Annotated in this window: 12 protein-coding genes and 1 pseudogene; 4 read left to right on the top strand and 9 right to left on the bottom strand. The window is 71.6% G+C overall.

What is annotated here, in order from left to right; translation table 11 throughout:
- Positions 1-45: 45 nt before the first annotated feature.
- The 3 genes from pyk to pta form a co-directional block, all read right to left on the bottom strand.
- Positions 46-1,476, bottom strand: a complete 1,431-nt coding sequence (gene pyk / locus ACF07B_RS26500) for a pyruvate kinase (protein ID WP_392180763.1) — start codon at positions 1,474-1,476, stop codon at positions 46-48.
- Between the two features lie 96 nt (positions 1,477-1,572).
- Positions 1,573-2,835, bottom strand: coding sequence for an acetate kinase (locus tag ACF07B_RS26505; RefSeq protein ID WP_392180764.1), 1,263 nt, complete (start codon positions 2,833-2,835; stop codon positions 1,573-1,575).
- Positions 2,832-4,922, bottom strand: a complete 2,091-nt coding sequence (gene pta, locus ACF07B_RS26510; protein WP_369485328.1) for a phosphate acetyltransferase — start codon at positions 4,920-4,922, stop codon at positions 2,832-2,834. The genes ACF07B_RS26505 and pta overlap by 4 nt, the downstream gene beginning before the upstream one ends.
- 249 nt (positions 4,923-5,171) lie before the next feature.
- On the opposite strand from pta, the gene ACF07B_RS26515 reads away from it, so the two are divergent.
- The gene (locus ACF07B_RS26515; protein ID WP_362398552.1) at positions 5,172-6,197 is read left to right on the top strand and encodes an ATP-dependent 6-phosphofructokinase; all 1,026 of its coding nucleotides are present in this window, start codon (positions 5,172-5,174) and stop codon (positions 6,195-6,197) included.
- A gap of 157 nt (positions 6,198-6,354) precedes the next feature.
- Here ACF07B_RS26515 and ACF07B_RS26520 read toward each other — a convergent pair whose 3' ends face one another.
- The 3 genes from ACF07B_RS26520 to ACF07B_RS26530 form a co-directional block, all read right to left on the bottom strand.
- Positions 6,355-7,068, bottom strand: coding sequence for a helix-turn-helix domain-containing protein (locus tag ACF07B_RS26520; protein WP_392180787.1), 714 nt, complete (start codon positions 7,066-7,068; stop codon positions 6,355-6,357).
- A gap of 208 nt (positions 7,069-7,276) precedes the next feature.
- Positions 7,277-7,954 carry a response regulator gene (locus ACF07B_RS26525; protein ID WP_392180765.1) on the bottom strand — a complete coding sequence of 226 codons (678 nt, stop codon included), beginning with the start codon at positions 7,952-7,954 and terminating at the stop codon, positions 7,277-7,279.
- A complete protein-coding gene (locus ACF07B_RS26530) occupies positions 7,951-9,792 on the bottom strand; it encodes an ATP-binding protein (protein ID WP_392180766.1) in 1,842 nt (613 codons plus the stop codon). Before ACF07B_RS26530 ends, ACF07B_RS26525 begins: the two co-directional genes overlap by 4 nt.
- A gap of 217 nt (positions 9,793-10,009) precedes the next feature.
- On the opposite strand from ACF07B_RS26530, the gene ACF07B_RS26535 reads away from it, so the two are divergent.
- Entirely contained in the window at positions 10,010-11,422 is a 1,413-nt protein-coding gene (locus tag ACF07B_RS26535) for a cation:dicarboxylate symporter family transporter (protein WP_392180767.1), read from the top strand.
- A 105-nt stretch (positions 11,423-11,527) separates the two neighbouring features.
- Here ACF07B_RS26535 and ACF07B_RS26540 read toward each other — a convergent pair whose 3' ends face one another.
- Complete coding sequence (locus ACF07B_RS26540; RefSeq protein ID WP_326790790.1) at positions 11,528-12,145, bottom strand: TetR/AcrR family transcriptional regulator; 618 nt, start codon at positions 12,143-12,145, stop codon at positions 11,528-11,530.
- 177 nt (positions 12,146-12,322) lie between these two features.
- On the opposite strand from ACF07B_RS26540, the pseudogene ACF07B_RS26545 reads away from it, so the two are divergent.
- Positions 12,323-13,963, top strand: a pseudogene (locus ACF07B_RS26545) (MFS transporter); the annotation flags it as partial.
- A 417-nt stretch (positions 13,964-14,380) separates the two neighbouring features.
- A complete protein-coding gene (locus ACF07B_RS26550) occupies positions 14,381-15,145 on the top strand; it encodes a DUF2127 domain-containing protein (protein WP_392180768.1) in 765 nt (254 codons plus the stop codon).
- On the opposite strand, the gene ACF07B_RS26555 is transcribed toward ACF07B_RS26550, so the two are convergent.
- Together ACF07B_RS26555 and ACF07B_RS26560 are read right to left on the bottom strand one after the other, a co-directional pair.
- Positions 15,135-15,341 carry a hypothetical protein gene (locus ACF07B_RS26555; protein ID WP_392180769.1) on the bottom strand — a complete coding sequence of 69 codons (207 nt, stop codon included), beginning with the start codon at positions 15,339-15,341 and terminating at the stop codon, positions 15,135-15,137. The two genes, ACF07B_RS26550 and ACF07B_RS26555, sit on opposite strands and share 11 nt — an antisense overlap.
- Positions 15,342-15,352: 11 nt before the next feature.
- Complete coding sequence (locus tag ACF07B_RS26560) at positions 15,353-15,766, bottom strand: hypothetical protein (RefSeq protein ID WP_392180770.1); 414 nt, start codon at positions 15,764-15,766, stop codon at positions 15,353-15,355.
- Between the last annotated feature and the right edge of the window lie 92 nt (positions 15,767-15,858).

Genomic DNA, 15,858 nt, shown 5'->3' on the forward strand with positions numbered 1-15,858 from the left:
CCCTGTTCACAGGGGGCGCCCTCAGCGGCGTACAGCGGGCGGGGATCAGGCGTGGCCGGCCTCGCCCAGGTGGTGCACCCGGACCATGTTGGTGGTGCCGGGGACGCCGGGGGGCGAACCGGCGGTCATCACGACGACGTCGCCCTCGTTGAACCGCTTGAGCTTCTGCAGCTCGCGGTCGACCAGCTCGACCATCTCGTCGGTGCTGTTCACGAACGGCACGACGTGCGACTCGACGCCCCAGCTCAGCGTGAGCTGGTTGCGGGTGCCCTCGTCCGTGGTGAAGGCCAGGATCGGCTGGGCGGCGCGGTAGCGCGAGAGCCGGCGGGCGGTGTCACCGGACTTGGTGAAGGCCACCAGGCCCTTGCCGCCGAGGAAGTCGGCGATCTCGCAGGCGGCGCGGGCGACCGAACCGCCCTGCGTGCGCGGCTTCTTGCCCGGGACCAGCGGCTGGAGGCCCTTGGAGAGGAGCTCCTCCTCGGCCGCGGAGACGATCTTCGACATCGTCTTCACGGTCTCGACCGGGTACGCGCCCACGCTGGACTCGGCGGACAGCATGACCGCGTCCGCGCCGTCCAGGATCGCGTTGGCCACGTCGGAGGCCTCGGCGCGCGTCGGACGGGAGTTGGTGATCATCGACTCCATCATCTGGGTCGCCACGATCACCGGCTTGGCGTTGCGGCGGCACAGCTCCACGAGGCGCTTCTGCACCATCGGGACCCGCTCCAGCGGATACTCGACGGCCAGGTCGCCACGGGCCACCATGACGGCGTCGAACGCCGCGACGACGCCCTCCATGTTGTCGACCGCCTGCGGCTTCTCCACCTTGGCGATGACGGGGACGCGGCGGCCCTCCTCGTCCATCACCTTGTGGACGTCGTTCACGTCGTTGGCGTCGCGCACGAAGGACAGGGCGACCATGTCGCAGCCCATCCGCAGGGCGAAGCGCAGGTCCTCGACGTCCTTCTCCGACAGGGCGGGCACGTTCACGGCCGCGCCGGGCAGGTTGATGCCCTTGTGGTCGGAGATCACGCCGCCCTCGATGACGACCGTCTTGACGCGCGGCCCGTCGATCTCGACGACGCGCAGCTCGACGTTGCCGTCGTTGATGAGGATCTGGTCGCCCTTGGAGACGTCACCGGGCAGACCCTTGTAGGTCGTGCCGCAGATGTGCTTGTCACCGGGCACGTCCTCGGCCGTGATGACGAACTCGTCGCCACGCTCCAGCTCGACGGGGCCTTCGGCGAAGGTCTCCAGGCGGATCTTGGGGCCCTGGAGGTCGGCCAGGACACCGATGGCGATACCGGTCTCGGCCGAGGCGGCCCGGACACGGTCGTACCGGCCCTGGTGCTCGCTGTGGGATCCGTGGCTGAAGTTGAAACGGGCCACGTTCATGCCGGCCTGGATCAGCGCGACCAGCTTCTCGTGGGAGTCGACCGCGGGGCCGAGAGTACAGACGATTTTCGAACGGCGCATGGGGCGATCCTATCGGTTTGTTTCGCAACGGAATATTCCGTCTGGCGGAAGATACAAATGGGCGGGCGGGTGCTCAGGCGTGGCTTTCCGGCCCGCTCAGGCGTTGCCCTTTCCGACCAGCGCGTACGTCTGTGTGGCGATCTCCAGTTCCTCGTCCGTCGGCACGACGGCGACCGCGACGCGCGCGTACGGCGGCGAGATGAGCCGGGGCTCACCGCCGCGCACGGCGTTCAGTTCGCCGTCGACCGCGAGCCCCAGTTCCTCCAGTCCTCTGATCGAGGCCTCGCGCACCGGGGCGGCGTTCTCGCCCACTCCGGCGGTGAAGGCGACGGCGTCCACCCGGCCGAGGACCGCGTAGTAGGCGCCGATGTATTTCTTCAGGCGGTGGATGTAGATGTCGAAGGCGAGCCGGGCCCGCTCGTCGCCCTCGTCGACGCGGCGGCGGATCTCCCGCATGTCGTTGTCGCCGCACAGGCCGATCAGACCGCTCTTCTTGTTGAGAAGAGTGTCGATCTCGTCCGTCGACATGTCGCCGACGCGCTCCAGATGGAAGATGACGGCCGGGTCCACGTCGCCGGACCGCGTTCCCATCACCAGCCCCTCCAGCGGGGTGAGCCCCATCGAGGTGTCCACGCACCGCCCGCCCCTCACCGCGGACGCCGAGGCCCCGTTGCCCAGGTGCAGCACGATGACGTTGACCTCCTCGGGCGCCTTGCCGAGGAGTTCGGCGGTCGTGCGGGAGACGTAGGCGTGCGAGGTGCCGTGGAAGCCGTACCGGCGGATGCGGTGCTTGTCGGCGGTCTCCACGTCGATCGCGTAGCGCGCGGCCGCCTCCGGCATCGTCGTGTGGAACGCGGTGTCGAAGACGGCGACCTGGGGGAGGTCGGGGCGCAGTGCCATCGCGGTGCGGATGCCGGTGAGGTTCGCCGGGTTGTGCAGCGGAGCGACCGGGATCAGCCGCTCGATCTCGGCGAGCACCGTGTCGTCGATGACCGTCGGCTCGGTGAAGGCCTGTCCGCCGTGCACCACCCGGTGGCCGATGGCGGCCAGCTCGGGGGAGTCCAGGCCGAGTCCGTCCACCGCCAGTTCCTCCGCCATCGCCTTCAGCGCGGCGTCGTGGTCGGCGAACGTGTCGGCCCTCTCGCGGGTCTCGCCCGTCGCCCGCGTGGTGTGCCGCAGCAGGGAGGTTCCCTCGCCGATGCGTTCCACCAGACCGGCGGCCAGCCGTGCGCCGTCGCGCATGTCGAGCAACTGGTACTTCACCGACGACGAGCCGGAGTTGAGGACGAGGACCCGCACGGCCGGCGGGGCGGCGGGCTCCGTCGGCGCGGCGGCCGGGGGGGAAGGGTGGTCGCTCACGGACGGGCAGCCTTCTGGTCGGGGGTCTGGGACTGGATCGCCGTGATGGCGACCGTGTTGACGATGTCCTGGACGAGCGCGCCGCGGGACAGGTCGTTGACGGGCTTGCGCAGACCCTGGAGCACCGGGCCGACGGCGATCGCGCCGGCCGAACGCTGCACGGCCTTGTAGGTGTTGTTGCCGGTGTTGAGGTCGGGGAAGATCAGCACGGACGCCTGCCCGGCGACCTTCGAGCCCGGCAGCTTGGTCGCCGCGACCGACGGCTCGACGGCGGCGTCGTACTGGATCGGCCCCTCGATCCGCAGGTCGCTCCGGCGCGCGCGCACCAGCTCGGTCGCCTCGCGCACCTTGTCGACGTCGGCGCCCGAACCCGAGGTGCCCGTGGAGTACGACAGCATCGCGATCCGCGGCTCGACACCGAACTGCCGCGCGGTGGCGGCCGAGGAGATGGCGATGTCACACAGCTGCTCGGCGTCCGGGTCGGGGTTGACCGCGCAGTCGCCGTAGACCAGGACCTTGTCGGCCAGGCACATGAAGAAGACGGACGAGACGATCCGCGACTCGGGCCTGGTCCTGATGATCTCGAACGCGGGCCGGATCGTCGCCGCCGTCGAGTGCACGGCCCCCGACACCATCCCGTCCGCGAGGCCCTCCTGCACCATGAGCGTCCCGAAGTAGTTCACGTCGGCGACGACGTCGTAGGCCAGCTCGACCGTGACCCCCTTGTGGGCCCGCAGTTCGGCGTACTTCTCGGCGAAGGAGTCCCGCAGCGGTGACGTCTGCGGGTCGACGAGCTCGGTGGCGCTGATGTCGATGCCGAGGTCGGCCGCCTTCTTGCGGATCTGGTCGACCGGGCCGAGCAGGGTCAGATCGCACACGCCCCGGCGCAGCAGCACCTCGGCGGCGTGCAGGACGCGCTCCTCGGTGCCCTCGGGCAGCACGACGCGACGCCGGTCGGAGCGGGCCTGCTCCAGGAGCTGGTGCTCGAACATCATCGGGGTGAGCCGGTCGCTGCTGGGCGCCGAGACCCGCTTCAGCAGGTCGGCGGTGTCCACATGCCGCTCGAACAGGCCGAGCGCGGTCTCCGCCTTGCGGGGCGTGGCCGCGTTCAGCTTGCCCTCCATGGCGAAGAGCGCCTCCGCGGTGGGGAAGGAGTTCCCGGCCACCGAGACGACCGGGGTGCCGGGCGCGAGACGGGCCGCGAGCGTGAGGATCTCGCTGCTGGGCCGTTCGTCCAGGGTGAGCAGGATGCCGGCTATGGGCGGGGTGCCGGCGCTGTGCGCTGCCAGCGTGCCGATCACCAGGTCGGCCCGGTCCCCCGGAGTGACCACGAGACATCCCGGGGTCAGCGCCTTGAGGAAGTTCGGCAGCATCGCTCCGCCGAAGACGAAGTCGAGCGCGTCACGGGCGAGCCCCGCGTCGTCGCCGAGGAGCACCGTGCCGCCGAGCGCGTGGGTGATCTGCGCGACCGTGGGGGCGGACAGCGCGGGCTCGTCCGGAAGGACGTAACACGGCACCGGGAGCCGGGAGTCGAGCCGTTCCACGATCGCCGTGCGGTCCTCGGGGTCCACCCGGTTCACGACCATGGCGAGGACGTCGCACCCGAGCCCGTCGTACGCGCGATAGGCGTTGCGGGTCTCGGCGCGCACCGACTCGGCGCTCTGGCCCCGGCCGCCGACGACCGGGAGCACGGACGCGGCGAACTCGTTGGCCAGACGGGCGTTGAGCGCCAGCTCGTCGGGCACCTGCGTGCCGGCGAAGTCGGTGCCGAGGACGAGGACGACGTCGTAGTCGCGGGCGACCAGGTGGAACCGGTCGACGAGCGTGGACACCAGCTCGTCGGTGCCCTGCTCGGCCTGGAGCGCGGACGCCTCGTGGTAGTCCATGCCGTACACCGTCGCCGGGTCCTGCGTCAGCCGGTAACGGGCCCGCAGCAGCTCGAAGAGCCGGTCCGGACCGTCGTGCACGAGCGGACGGAACACCCCCACCCGGTCGACCTGGCGGGTCAGCAGCTCCATGACCCCCAGTTCGACGACCTGACGGCCGTCACCTCGGTCGATCCCGGTCACGTACACGCTGCGCGTCACGCGTGCTCTCCATCCGTTTCGTCGCCAGGCCGTGTCTGGGCTCGAAAAAGGGCCCACCAACGTGAGCAGAACCCTCTTGACAATACCTCCGGCGCTGGCTACGACGCCCGCCAGGAGAAACGCGCCGGTCAGGAGGGAGGGGCGTCCGGGCCGCGCGGTGGGCGGGGGACGGAATCGGCGGGCCACCCCGGGCCGTGAAACAATCGAAGCGGCTCACACGAACCGGCAGGGAGCAGGAGACACAGCACGATGCGCATCGGAGTTCTCACGGCAGGCGGCGACTGTCCTGGCCTGAACGCAGTGATCCGGTCGGTCGTGCACCGAGCGGTCACCAACTTCGGGGACGAGGTCATCGGCTTCGAGGACGGCTACGCCGGGCTCCTCGACGGCCACTACCGCACCCTCGACCTGAACGCCGTCAGCGGCATCCTCGCCCGCGGCGGAACCATCCTCGGCTCCTCCCGGCTCCAGCGCGACCGGCTCCGCGAGGCGTGCGACAACGCCCAGGACATGGCCCGCGAGTTCGGCATCGACGCGCTGATCCCGATCGGCGGCGAGGGCACGCTCACGGCGGCCCGGATGCTGTCGGACGCGGGGCTGCCGGTGGTCGGCGTGCCCAAGACCATCGACAACGACATCTCCGCGACGGACCGCACCTTCGGCTTCGACACCGCCGTCGGCGTCGCCACGGAGGCCATGGACCGTCTCAAGACGACGGCCGAGTCCCACCAGCGGGTGATGGTCGTCGAGGTCATGGGCCGGCACGCGGGCTGGATCGCCCTGGAGTCCGGCATGGCGGCCGGCGCCCACGGCATCTGCCTGCCCGAGCGCGCCTTCGACCCGTCGGACCTGGTCGCGATGGTCGAGGAGCGCTTCGCGCGCGGCAAGCGGTTCGCCGTCATCTGTGTCGCCGAGGGCGCCCACCCCGCCGAGGGCACCATGGACTACGGCCACGGCGAGATCGACCAGTTCGGCCACGAACGCTTCCAGGGCATCGGTACGGCCCTCGCGTACGAGCTGGAGCGCCGCCTCGGCAAGGAGGCCAAGCCGGTCATCCTCGGCCACGTCCAGCGCGGCGGCTCGCCGACCGCGTACGACCGTGTCCTCGCCACCCGGTTCGGCTGGCACGCCGTCGAGGCCGCGCACCGCGGCGACTTCGGCAGGATGACCGCGCTGCGGGGCACGGACATCGAGATGGTTCCGCTCGCGGACGCGACCACCGAGCTGAAGACCGTGCCGAAGGACCGGATGGACGAGGCGGAGTCGGTCTTCTAGGCCTCTGCGTCTCTCCGACGCCACGCCCTGCGCCTCCACGCCCTTCCGCCTCCGGGCCCCGGAGGCGGAAGGGCGTCCGGCGCCCGGCCGGGTGTCGGACCACGGCCCCGTCGGCGGCTTCCGCCCGGGGCCGTGGTCTCCCCGTGGGTCCGGGATCTCAGTAGGCGCTCGCGCGGACGGCTGTCCAGAAATGGTCGACGACCCGGTCGAGGAAGTCCTGGCCGGACTCGCCGGAGCCGGTGGCGGCCGAACCGCCGCCCCAGTTCAGACTGGCGGCCATCCGCCCCTGGTAGTCGGTGTGCAGCTCCTGGAGCACGACCTCCAGGACGCCGCGCTCCATCGGCACCACCTTCGCGACCGGGCGGACGTAGGCCTGCCAGCGCGTCGTCACGGCGCTGCGCAGCAGGTCGGCGAGCCGGCCGTCGCGGCCCGTGACCGTGATGAAGTCGGGCAGCGAGAGGTCGAGCGCCTTGGCCAGCGCGGTCGCCTGCCGTTCGGTTCCGCGCCAGGTGCCGGACTCCTCCATCCGTTCGTAGGCGAGGAGTTCGATCCCGACGGCGTGTGCCACGTCCTCCGGCGCGAGATCACGGGCGACGCGGTGTTCGCGCAACGTGCGCGGCGCGCCTATGAGTTCACTCGCGGAACACCACAACACGCCCGCGAGAGCGGTGAGTTCGGGACTGCTCGGCGCGGCGATCCCGCGCTCCCAGGCGATGACCAGATCGGGTGTGGCGTACGGCAGTCCGTACGAGGCTCTCAGGCCGTACGCGACGTGCTCGGGCCCCATTCCGAGCGCTGCCCGCAGTCTTCGGGCGGCCGGGGCGTTGAAGGGCGGGGTGGGCTGTTGGGCTTGCGGTCGGTGCACGCGCACAAGGTATGGGCCCGGGGCAGCGGTGACTACGGTCTGTTCGGCCACAATCACAGATTGTAGGAACATACGGTTTCGGCCGCGGCCCTGAATTCGCCGTGCCGCCGGGGACGTTCGCCCCGCACGCCCCGCCGAGGGCGGCCCTCCGCCGAGGTGCCGGTGCCTCGGCCCTGCCCGTGCCGGATCCGTCCGCGGCGGCCCGGCGCGGCGGTCAGCCCTTGATCCAGCGGTACTGGAGCTCCGGCCGTCCGACCGTCCCGTACCGCGGGGCGCGTACCGCCCGGCCGCCCTCCACCAGGTGTTCCAGATAGCGCCGGGCCGTGATCCGGGAGATGCCGACGGCCTCGGCGGCCTTGGCCGCCGTCAGACCGTCCGGGTGGTCCCTGAGGGTGACACTCACGCGTTCCAGGGTCGGCGCGCTCAGGCCCTTGGGCAGCGCGGCCGGGCCGGGAGCCCGCAGGGCGGCCAGCGCGCGGTCCACCTCGGCCTGGCCGCTCGCCTCGCCGGCCGCCGCGCGGAACTCCGCGTACCGGATCAGCCGGTCGCGCAGCGTGGCGAAGGTGAACGGCTTCAGCACGTACTGGACGACCCCGAGCGAGACCCCCTCCCGTACGACGGCCAGGTCCCGCGCGGAGGTCACCGCGATGACGTCCGCGCGATGGCCGGCGGCGCGCAGGGAGCGCGCGAGCTGAAGGCCGTGCGTGTCCGGCAGATGCAGGTCGAGCAGCAGCAGGTCCACGGGCGTGCGGTCCAGCGCGTGGCGCGCCTGCGCGCCTGTGTGGACCTTGCCCACCGCCGTGAAGCCGGGCACCCGGCCGACGTACATGACGTGCGCGTCGGCGGCCACCGGATCGTCCTCGACGACGAGCACACGGATCGGATCGCTCATGCGCGGCCTCCCGGCGGAACGGTCTCGGACGGCGACGCGTCGGCCCGCGTGCGCTGGGCGGGGCACGCGGGCGGCTCCGAGCCGGGGCCGGCGTCCGGTGTCCGGGCCGGGGCGGGTCCGGGGTCCTGGGGCCGGTTCGCGGTGGGTCCCGCGTCCGGTGTGCGGGCCGGGGCGGGTCGTCCGGGTTGCCGGGTCGCAGCCGGGTCGGCGCCGAGGGCCGGGGTGTCGTCCGGGGTGCGGGCCGGGGTGGGGAGCGGGAGGCGGGCCTCGAACTCCGCTCCGCCGTCGCTTCCTTCGCGTACCTCCAGCGTGCCCGCGTGCCGGCTCACCGTCTGGCGGGCCAGCGCCAGGCCGAGACCCCGGCCGCCGGGACCCGCCGGTTTCGTGGACCAGCCGCGCCGGAAGACCTGCTCGGCGTGGGCGGGGTCCACCCCGGCTCCGGTGTCGGCGACCCGCAGCACCAGCGCCGACTCCTCGGTGAACGCCGTCACCGTGACGCGGGCGCCCACCGTCCCCTGCGCCGCGTCCATCGCGTTGTCGATCAGGTTGCCGAGCACGGTGACCAGGTCGCGGGGGGTGAGCGAGGCCGGGAGCAGTCCGTCGTCGATGCCGCTGTCCCCGGAGACCACGAGCTCCACTCCGCGCTCGTTCGCCTGTGCCGCCTTGCCCAGCAGCAGCGCGGCGAGGACCGGTTCGCTGACCGCGGAGATCACCTCGTCGGTGAGCGCCTGCGCCAGTTGCAGTTCGGCGGTGGCGAAGTCGACGGCCTCCTCGGCGCGGCCCAGTTCGATGAGGGAGACCACCGTGTGCAGACGGTTCGCCGCCTCGTGCGCCTGCGAGCGCAGCGCCTGGGTGAAGCCGCGCTCCGAGTCCAGTTCTCCCGTCAGCGACTGGAGTTCGGTCACGTCACGAAGGGTGACCACCGTGCCGCGGCGTTCGCCGCCGGACACCGGGGAGGTGTTCACGACCAGCACCCGGGTGTCCGTCAGATGGACCTCGTCCAGGCGGGGCTCGGCGGACAGCAGCGCGCCCGTCAGCGGCGCGGGCAGCCCGAGTTCGGCCACCGAACGGCCGACCACGTCGTTCGTGATGCCGAGCAGCTCCCGTCCGCCGTCGTTCATCAGCGCCACCCGGAACTGTCCGTCCAGCATCAGCAGCCCCTCGCGTACGGCGTGCAGCGCGGCCTGGTGGTAGTCGTGCATCCGGCTCAGCTCGGCCGCGTTCATGCCGTGGGTGGAGCGCCGCAGCCGGGCGTTGATGACGTACGTGCCGATGGCGCCCAGCAGCAGCGCGCCGGTCGCGACCCCGATCAGGGGCGTGACCTGGTTCTGGACGCGTCGGGTGATCGCGTCGACCTTGATGCCGGCGCTGACCAGGCCGATGGTCCGCCCGTCGACCTGGATCGGGGTGACGGCGCGCACGGAGGGGCCGAGGCTGCCCGTGTACGTCTCGGTGAAGGAGTCGCCCCTCAGCGCGGGGCCGATCGTCCCGAGGAAGTGCCTGCCTATCCGCTTCTCCTCGGGGTGCGTCCAGCGGATGCCCCGCGGATTCATGATCGTCACGAAGTCGACGTCGGTGTCCCGCTGCACGCGGAGGGCGTACGGCTGGAGGTCCTCGGTGGGGTTCGCGGTGCCGATGGCCGCGTGGACGGACGGGGCGTCCGCGACCGAGCGCGCGACCGCCATGGCCTGACGGCCGGCGGCCTCCTCGGCCTGGCTGCGGTCGTTGACGTAGGTGAACAGCGCGTACCCGGCGACGAGGACCGCGATGAGCACGGCCTGCATGCCGAAGAGCTGGCCGGCCAGGCTGCGCGGTCGCGGGACACGGGGAAGACGCATGCCGTTCAGTGTGCCTCGCCCGGCCGGGTGCTCTCCGGGGCCCACGGACCCGGCCGGGCGGTTCCGGCGGCGCTCGTGAACTCAATGAACGGAAGGGTGACCGCCCTCACACGCCGGGAGATAGTCCCCTCAGCCCGGGAGCGAAGCCTTCCGGATCCCCCGGACGTGAGCCGCACGCCCGGTCCGCCGGTCGTGAGCCGCACGCCGGATGATGCCGATGACGTCGTCAAGGAGGGCAGCCGTGGCCAGCACGCCGCAAACGGCACCTGCCGCACCCGCCGCCAAGCGGGACCGCACGCACTATCTGTACATCGCCGTGATCGGCGCCGTGGCCCTCGGGATCGCGGTGGGCCTGATCGCCCCCGACTTCGCCGTCGAGCTCAAGCCCATCGGTACGGGCTTCGTGAACCTGATCAAGATGATGATCTCCCCGATCATCTTCTGCACGATCGTGCTGGGCATCGGCTCGGTCCGCAAGGCCGCCAAGGTCGGCGCCGTCGGCGGTATCGCGCTCGGCTACTTCCTGGTCATGTCGCTGGTCGCGCTGGCCATCGGCCTGGTCGTCGGCAACATCCTGGAGCCGGGCAGCAGCCTGGCGATGACCGACGCGGTCAAGGAGGCCGGCCAGGGTCAGGTGTCGGCGGAGGCGCTGCCGCCGGTCGACTTCGTGCTCTCGATCATCCCGACCACGATGGTCTCGGCGTTCACCGAGGGCCAGGTCCTGCAGACCCTGCTCGTCGCGCTCCTGACCGGGTTCGCCCTCCAGGCCATGGGAGCGGCCGGGCAGCCGGTCCTGCGCGGGGTGGAGCACATCCAGCGGCTCGTGTTCCGGATCCTCGCCATGGTCATGTGGGCGGCCCCGCTCGGTGCCTTCGGCGCGATCGCCGCCGTCGTCGGTTCCGCGGGCCTGGACGCGCTCAAGAGTCTCGCCGTGCTGATGCTCGGCTTCTACGTGACCTGCTTCCTCTTCGTCTTCATCGTGCTCGGCACGCTGCTGCGGGTGGTGACGGGCCTGAACATCCTCACGCTCTTCAAGTACCTGGGCCGTGAGTTCCTGCTGATCCTGTCCACCTCCTCCTCCGAGTCCGCCCTGCCGCGGCTCATCGCGAAGATGGAGCACCTGGGCGTCGGCAAGCCGGTCGTCGGCATCACCGTCCCGACCGGCTACTCCTTCAACCTCGACGGCACGATGATCTACATGACCATGGCCTCGCTCTACATCGCCGACGCGATGGGCACGCCGATGGCGATCGGGGAGCAGATCCCCCTCCTGCTCTTCCTCCTGGTCGCCTCGAAGGGCGCGGCCGGCGTCAGCGGGGCGGGCCTCGCCACGCTGGCCGGCGGCCTCCAGTCGCACAAGCCCGCCCTGGTGGACGGCGTCGGCCTCATCGTCGGCATCGACCGTTTCATGAGCGAGGCACGCGCGCTCACGAACTTCGCCGGCAACGCCGTGGCCACGGTCCTGATCGGAACCTGGACGAAGGAGATCGACAGGGAGCGGGTGGCCGAGGTCCTCGCCGGACGGCTTCCCTTCGACGAGAAAACCCTGCTGGACGACGCCGACGCCTCCGCCGACGTCCACGCGGACGTGCCGGAACAGGGTGGGGAGAAGACGCCGGCCACGGCGTAGGAGCCCCGATGACGCCGGACGGCCGGGCATCCCCCACGGGTCCGGCCGCCCGGTGCGCGGCGGAGGACGGCCGGGTCCCCGCGGGTTCCTGACGCCCGCGGGGACTCAGCCGCTCAGTTTCGCCACGAGTTCGGTGGCGCGTGAGGCGGGTACGCCCGCCGCGGTGAGCATGGTGACCGTGGCGGAGCCGCCCGCCTCCTCCGCCGCCAGGAGCCCGTCGTTCACCGCCTCCATGAGGGCGAACAGGGTCTGCTCGTGCACGTACGCCAGCGCGTACGGAGGCAGCGGCGAGGCGAACACGCCCTGCTCCAGGCCGCGCCGGAGAATCTCCGCGCAGGCCTCGCGGACCGGCGTCAGACGTTCGCGGATCCCCTGCATGGTGACGCTGCGCTGGGCGAGGGCGACCAGCAGCCGGTAGCGGTCGGCGATCTCCCAGACGGCCAGGGTCGAGCGGGCCAGCGACTCGGCCGGGTCGGCGACCCCTTCGCGGCCCGCCGCGTGCGCCGCCGCGACCGCCGCGACGGCCTCGTCGGTCAGGGTGCCGACCAGTGCCTCGCGGCTGGGGAAATGCCCGTAGACCGTCCGCCGTACGACCCCCGCCGCCCGCGCGATCTGGTCCATGGACGCGTCGGGGTCACGCAGCAGTTCGGCGAGTGCGACGTCCAGGATGCGGCGGCGGTTCACATCGGCGCGGCTCGGGTTACCCGTGGTCATGGCTGCCATTCTGCCCGCCCTCCGGGCGGCCTTCCGTCCTGCGGTCACAGGGCCCCGGACCTCCTTCATTTGCACAGCATTGTGCAATCTCGTATCTTGCACAGTGTTGTGCAGTTGCACTCCACTGTGCAAGATCTGGCGCGGACGATCTCCGTGCCCGTCGACGAAGGAAGGGCGACCGTAGCCATGCGTCTCGTCATGAACGAACCGGTCGAGGGGATGGACCGGCCCTACGCCAGGCGGTGGTGGGCGCTGCTCGTGCTCTGCCTGAGCCTGCTGATCATCGTGATGGCGAACACCGCCCTCACGGTCGCGGCACCCGACATGACCCGGGACCTCGGCCTGTCCAGCGCCGACCTGCAATGGGTCATCGACGGCTACACCGTCCCGTACGCCGCCCTGATGCTGCTGCTCGGCGCCATCGGGGACAAGTACAGCCGCCGCGGCGCGCTCCTTCTCGGGCTCGTCGTCTTCGGCGGCGGCGCGGTCGCCGGTTCGCTCGTCGGCAGTTCCACCGGGGTCATCGCGGCCCGTGCCGTCATGGGTGTCGGCGCCGCGCTGATCATGCCCGCCACGCTCTCCCTGCTCGCCGCGACCTTCCCGCGTGCCGAGCGGGCCAAGGCGATCGTCCTGTGGACCGCCACCGCCGGACTCGCCATCGCCGCCGGTCCGCTGGTCGCCGGCGCCCTGCTGGAGCGCCACGGCTGGTCGTCCACGTTCCTGATCAACGTGCCGGTCGCCGCCCTCGCCATCATCGGCGCCCTCGTCCTGGTGCCGCCGTCCAGGGCCGCGCACCGCCACCGCATCGACTACGTCGGCGGACTGCTCTCGGTCGTCTGGATCGGCTCGCTCGTCTACATGATCATCGAGGGTCCGCACTTCGGGTGGGGCGTCAAGGCCGTGACCGCAGCCGTCGTCGCCGGGGCCGGACTGGTCCTCTTCGTGCTGTGGGAGCTGCGCCACCCGCGTCCGGTCGTCGACGTACGCCGCTTCGCCCAGCGTCGCTTCGCCGGCTCGAACCTCGCCGTCGCCCTCTTCTTCCTGGCCGTCTTCGGCGCCTTCTACTACCTCACCCAGCACCTCCAGTTCGTCCTCGGCTACGACGCGCTGGACACCGGTGTACGGATGCTGCCGCTCGCCGGCGCCGTCTTCGTGGGCTCGGCGCTCACCGGCTACCTCACTCCGCGCGTCGGCATGAGGTTCACGGTCACCGCGGGCATGGTCGGCGGCACCGCGGCGCTGGCCCTGCTCACCCGGGTGGACGCCTCCTCGGCGTACGGCGACCTCGTACTGCCCCTCGTCATGCTCGGCCTCGCCATCGGGCTGGCGCTCTCGCCCTGCACCGACGTCATCATGGGCGCGTTCCCCGAGGCCGAACTGGGCGTCGGCGGCGCGGTGAACGACACCTCGCTGGAGCTCGGCGGCTCGCTCGGCATCGCCATCCTCGGCTCGGTGCTGGCGAGTTCGTACTCCTCGCACCTCTCCGACGCGACCGCGGGCAGCGAGCTCCCGGCAGGCGCCCTGACCACGGCGCAGGACTCGGTGGGCGCGGGGTACGCCGTCGCCCAGGGCATCGGCGACAAGGCCCGCGCGCTCGGCGAGCAGGCCACGCAGGCCGCGAACCCGGAGCAGGCGGCCCAGTTGAAGGCCCAGTCCGGACAACTCGCCGACGGAGCACGGCAGATGGCGGACGCGGTCGGCTCGTCCTTCTCGGACGCGGTGGCGCACACCAGCCTCGTCGGAGCGGTGATCCTGGGCGTGGGCACGGTGCTCGTGGCGGTACTCCTCCCGCGCAAGGCCCGGACGGAGGGCGAGACCGCGGCCCAGCCCGACGCCGGAGCCGAGGCCCAGCCCTCAGCCGAAGCCCAGCCTGAAGCCGAGGCCGACGCCCAGCCCGAGGCCGACGCCGAGCCCGAAGCCGAAGCCGACGCCCAGCCTGGAGCCGGAGCCGGAGCCGGAGCCGGAGCCGGAGCCGGAGCCGGAGCCGGAGCCGGAGCCGAGGCCGACGCCCAGCCCGAGGCCGGTGCCGACGCCGAGCCCGAGGCCGATGCTCAGCCCGAGGGCGGAGCCGATGCCGAGGCCGGGAAGGCGGGCGGCTCGGCGGGTGGTGGTGGGGCCGTGGGGGCCAGTGGTGCTCCGGGCGGAACCGTGACCCCCCGGGCAGCCGTCTCGTAGAACGTGCATGACCGTGCCGTGCCGGACCGACCGGCGCGGCACGGCACGTTTTCGCGGAGGACACCGAGCATGAAGATCGACTGGGACCGGCGCACCTGTGCGCGGCGCGGCCACGTGACGTACGCGCCCGACGAGCGCGTACTGCGGGAGCGGCTGCGCGCCGAGACGGGTCTCGGCGAGGCCTGGCGCTGCCTGCGCTGCGGCGACTTCGCGCTCGGCGATCCGCACGGCTCGGGCCCCGCGGACGAGGCGCCGCTCGTGCCGCGCGGCAAGGTGCTCCGCGACCTGTTCGTCCTGCGCTTCCTGGCGATCGAGCGGGCCGTGCGCGGGGTGTTCATCGTGCTGGTCGCGGCCGCCGTGTGGAAGTTCAGCAACAGCCAGGACGCGGTGCGCCGGCTCTTCGACGAGTACCTCGACGTCCTCAGGCCGGTCTTCCGGCACTTCCACTACGACCTCGACCACTCGCCGGTCGTCGGCACCATCCAGAAGACCTTCGGCTACAAGCACTCCACGCTGCTGCTGGTCGCGGCCCTGCTGGTGGCGTACGCGCTGATCGAGCTCGTCGAGGCGTTCGGGCTCTGGTACGCCAAGCGCTGGGCGGAGTACCTCACGGTCGTCGCCACCGCCGCGTTCCTCCCGCTGGAGATCTACGAACTCACCGAGCACGTCAGCTGGCTGAAGATCGCGACGCTGGTCATGAACATCCTCGCCGTCCTCTACATCGCCCTCGCCAAAAGGCTGTTCGGTCTGCGCGGCGGACACGAGGCGTTCGAGGCGGAGCGGCAGAGCGCGTCGCTGCTGGAGGTGGAGGAGTCGGCCGGGGTCATGGTCTGAGCGCGTTTCCGAGGGTCTCGGCCACGGCGCCCGGCAGCCATGCCCGCGCGTCGCCGAAGGGGAAACCGAGTTCGCTTGCCCGGGAGTTGTCCATGCCGTAGGAACGACTGAAGGAGAAGGGGGAGACCTCGCCCACCTCGACGGCCTCCAGGACCGCCCTGCCGTCCGGGAGGTGCGCGGTGATCGCCTCGCACAACTCCTTTGTGGTCAGCGGCCCGTGGGACGCCGCGTTGACCGGCCGGTGAAGGTCTCGCCCACTGTCCAGAAGAGGAAGTCGGCGATCTCCTGGACGTGGACATAGGTCGCCGGGTGGTTCACGGGCGGTACGGCGATCGTCCGGCCGGTACGGATCCGGTCGGCGTAGTGCTCCAGCCGGCCGGTGAAGTCGTCGTCCCCGCCCAGCACATGGGCGACGCGCACGGCCACGTACGGGAAGCCGGGACCGGCCGCGAACACCGCCTCGGCCTGCCGCTTGCCCTCACCGTAGTGCGCGTCGAGGAAGTCGGTGTCGTCCCAGGGAAGACCGAGATCGACGGCGACCGTACGGGGATCCACGGCGTCCTCGCCGACTGGGTCCGCCGTGTCCTCGTACTCGTACACCTCGACGGTGGATGTCATCACATACCGGCGCGTGCGCCCCGCGAAGACGCGACGGGCGATCTCCGCCTGCCGCGGTGTGTAGCAGACCTGGTCGACGACGACGTCGAAAGTCC

The organism is Streptomyces sp. NPDC015532, from assembly GCF_043078065.1.
Taxonomy (GTDB): domain Bacteria; phylum Actinomycetota; class Actinomycetes; order Streptomycetales; family Streptomycetaceae; genus Streptomyces.

Bases quoted from the DNA above. Each gene is read 5' to 3' on its own strand.
- ACF07B_RS26540 (WP_326790790.1), bottom strand. From the start codon at position 12,145: ATGGCAGCCATGACCACGGGTAACCCGAGCCGCGCCGATGTGAACCGC.
- pyk (WP_392180763.1), bottom strand. From the start codon at position 1,476: ATGCGCCGTTCGAAAATCGTCTGTACTCTCGGCCCCGCGGTCGACTCC.
- ACF07B_RS26515 (WP_362398552.1), top strand. From the start codon at position 5,172: ATGCGCATCGGAGTTCTCACGGCAGGCGGCGACTGTCCTGGCCTGAAC.
- ACF07B_RS26530 (WP_392180766.1), bottom strand. From the start codon at position 9,792: ATGCGTCTTCCCCGTGTCCCGCGACCGCGCAGCCTGGCCGGCCAGCTC.
- ACF07B_RS26550 (WP_392180768.1), top strand. From the start codon at position 14,381: ATGAAGATCGACTGGGACCGGCGCACCTGTGCGCGGCGCGGCCACGTG.
- ACF07B_RS26535 (WP_392180767.1), top strand. From the start codon at position 10,010: ATGACGTCGTCAAGGAGGGCAGCCGTGGCCAGCACGCCGCAAACGGCA.
- ACF07B_RS26525 (WP_392180765.1), bottom strand. From the start codon at position 7,954: ATGAGCGATCCGATCCGTGTGCTCGTCGTCGAGGACGATCCGGTGGCC.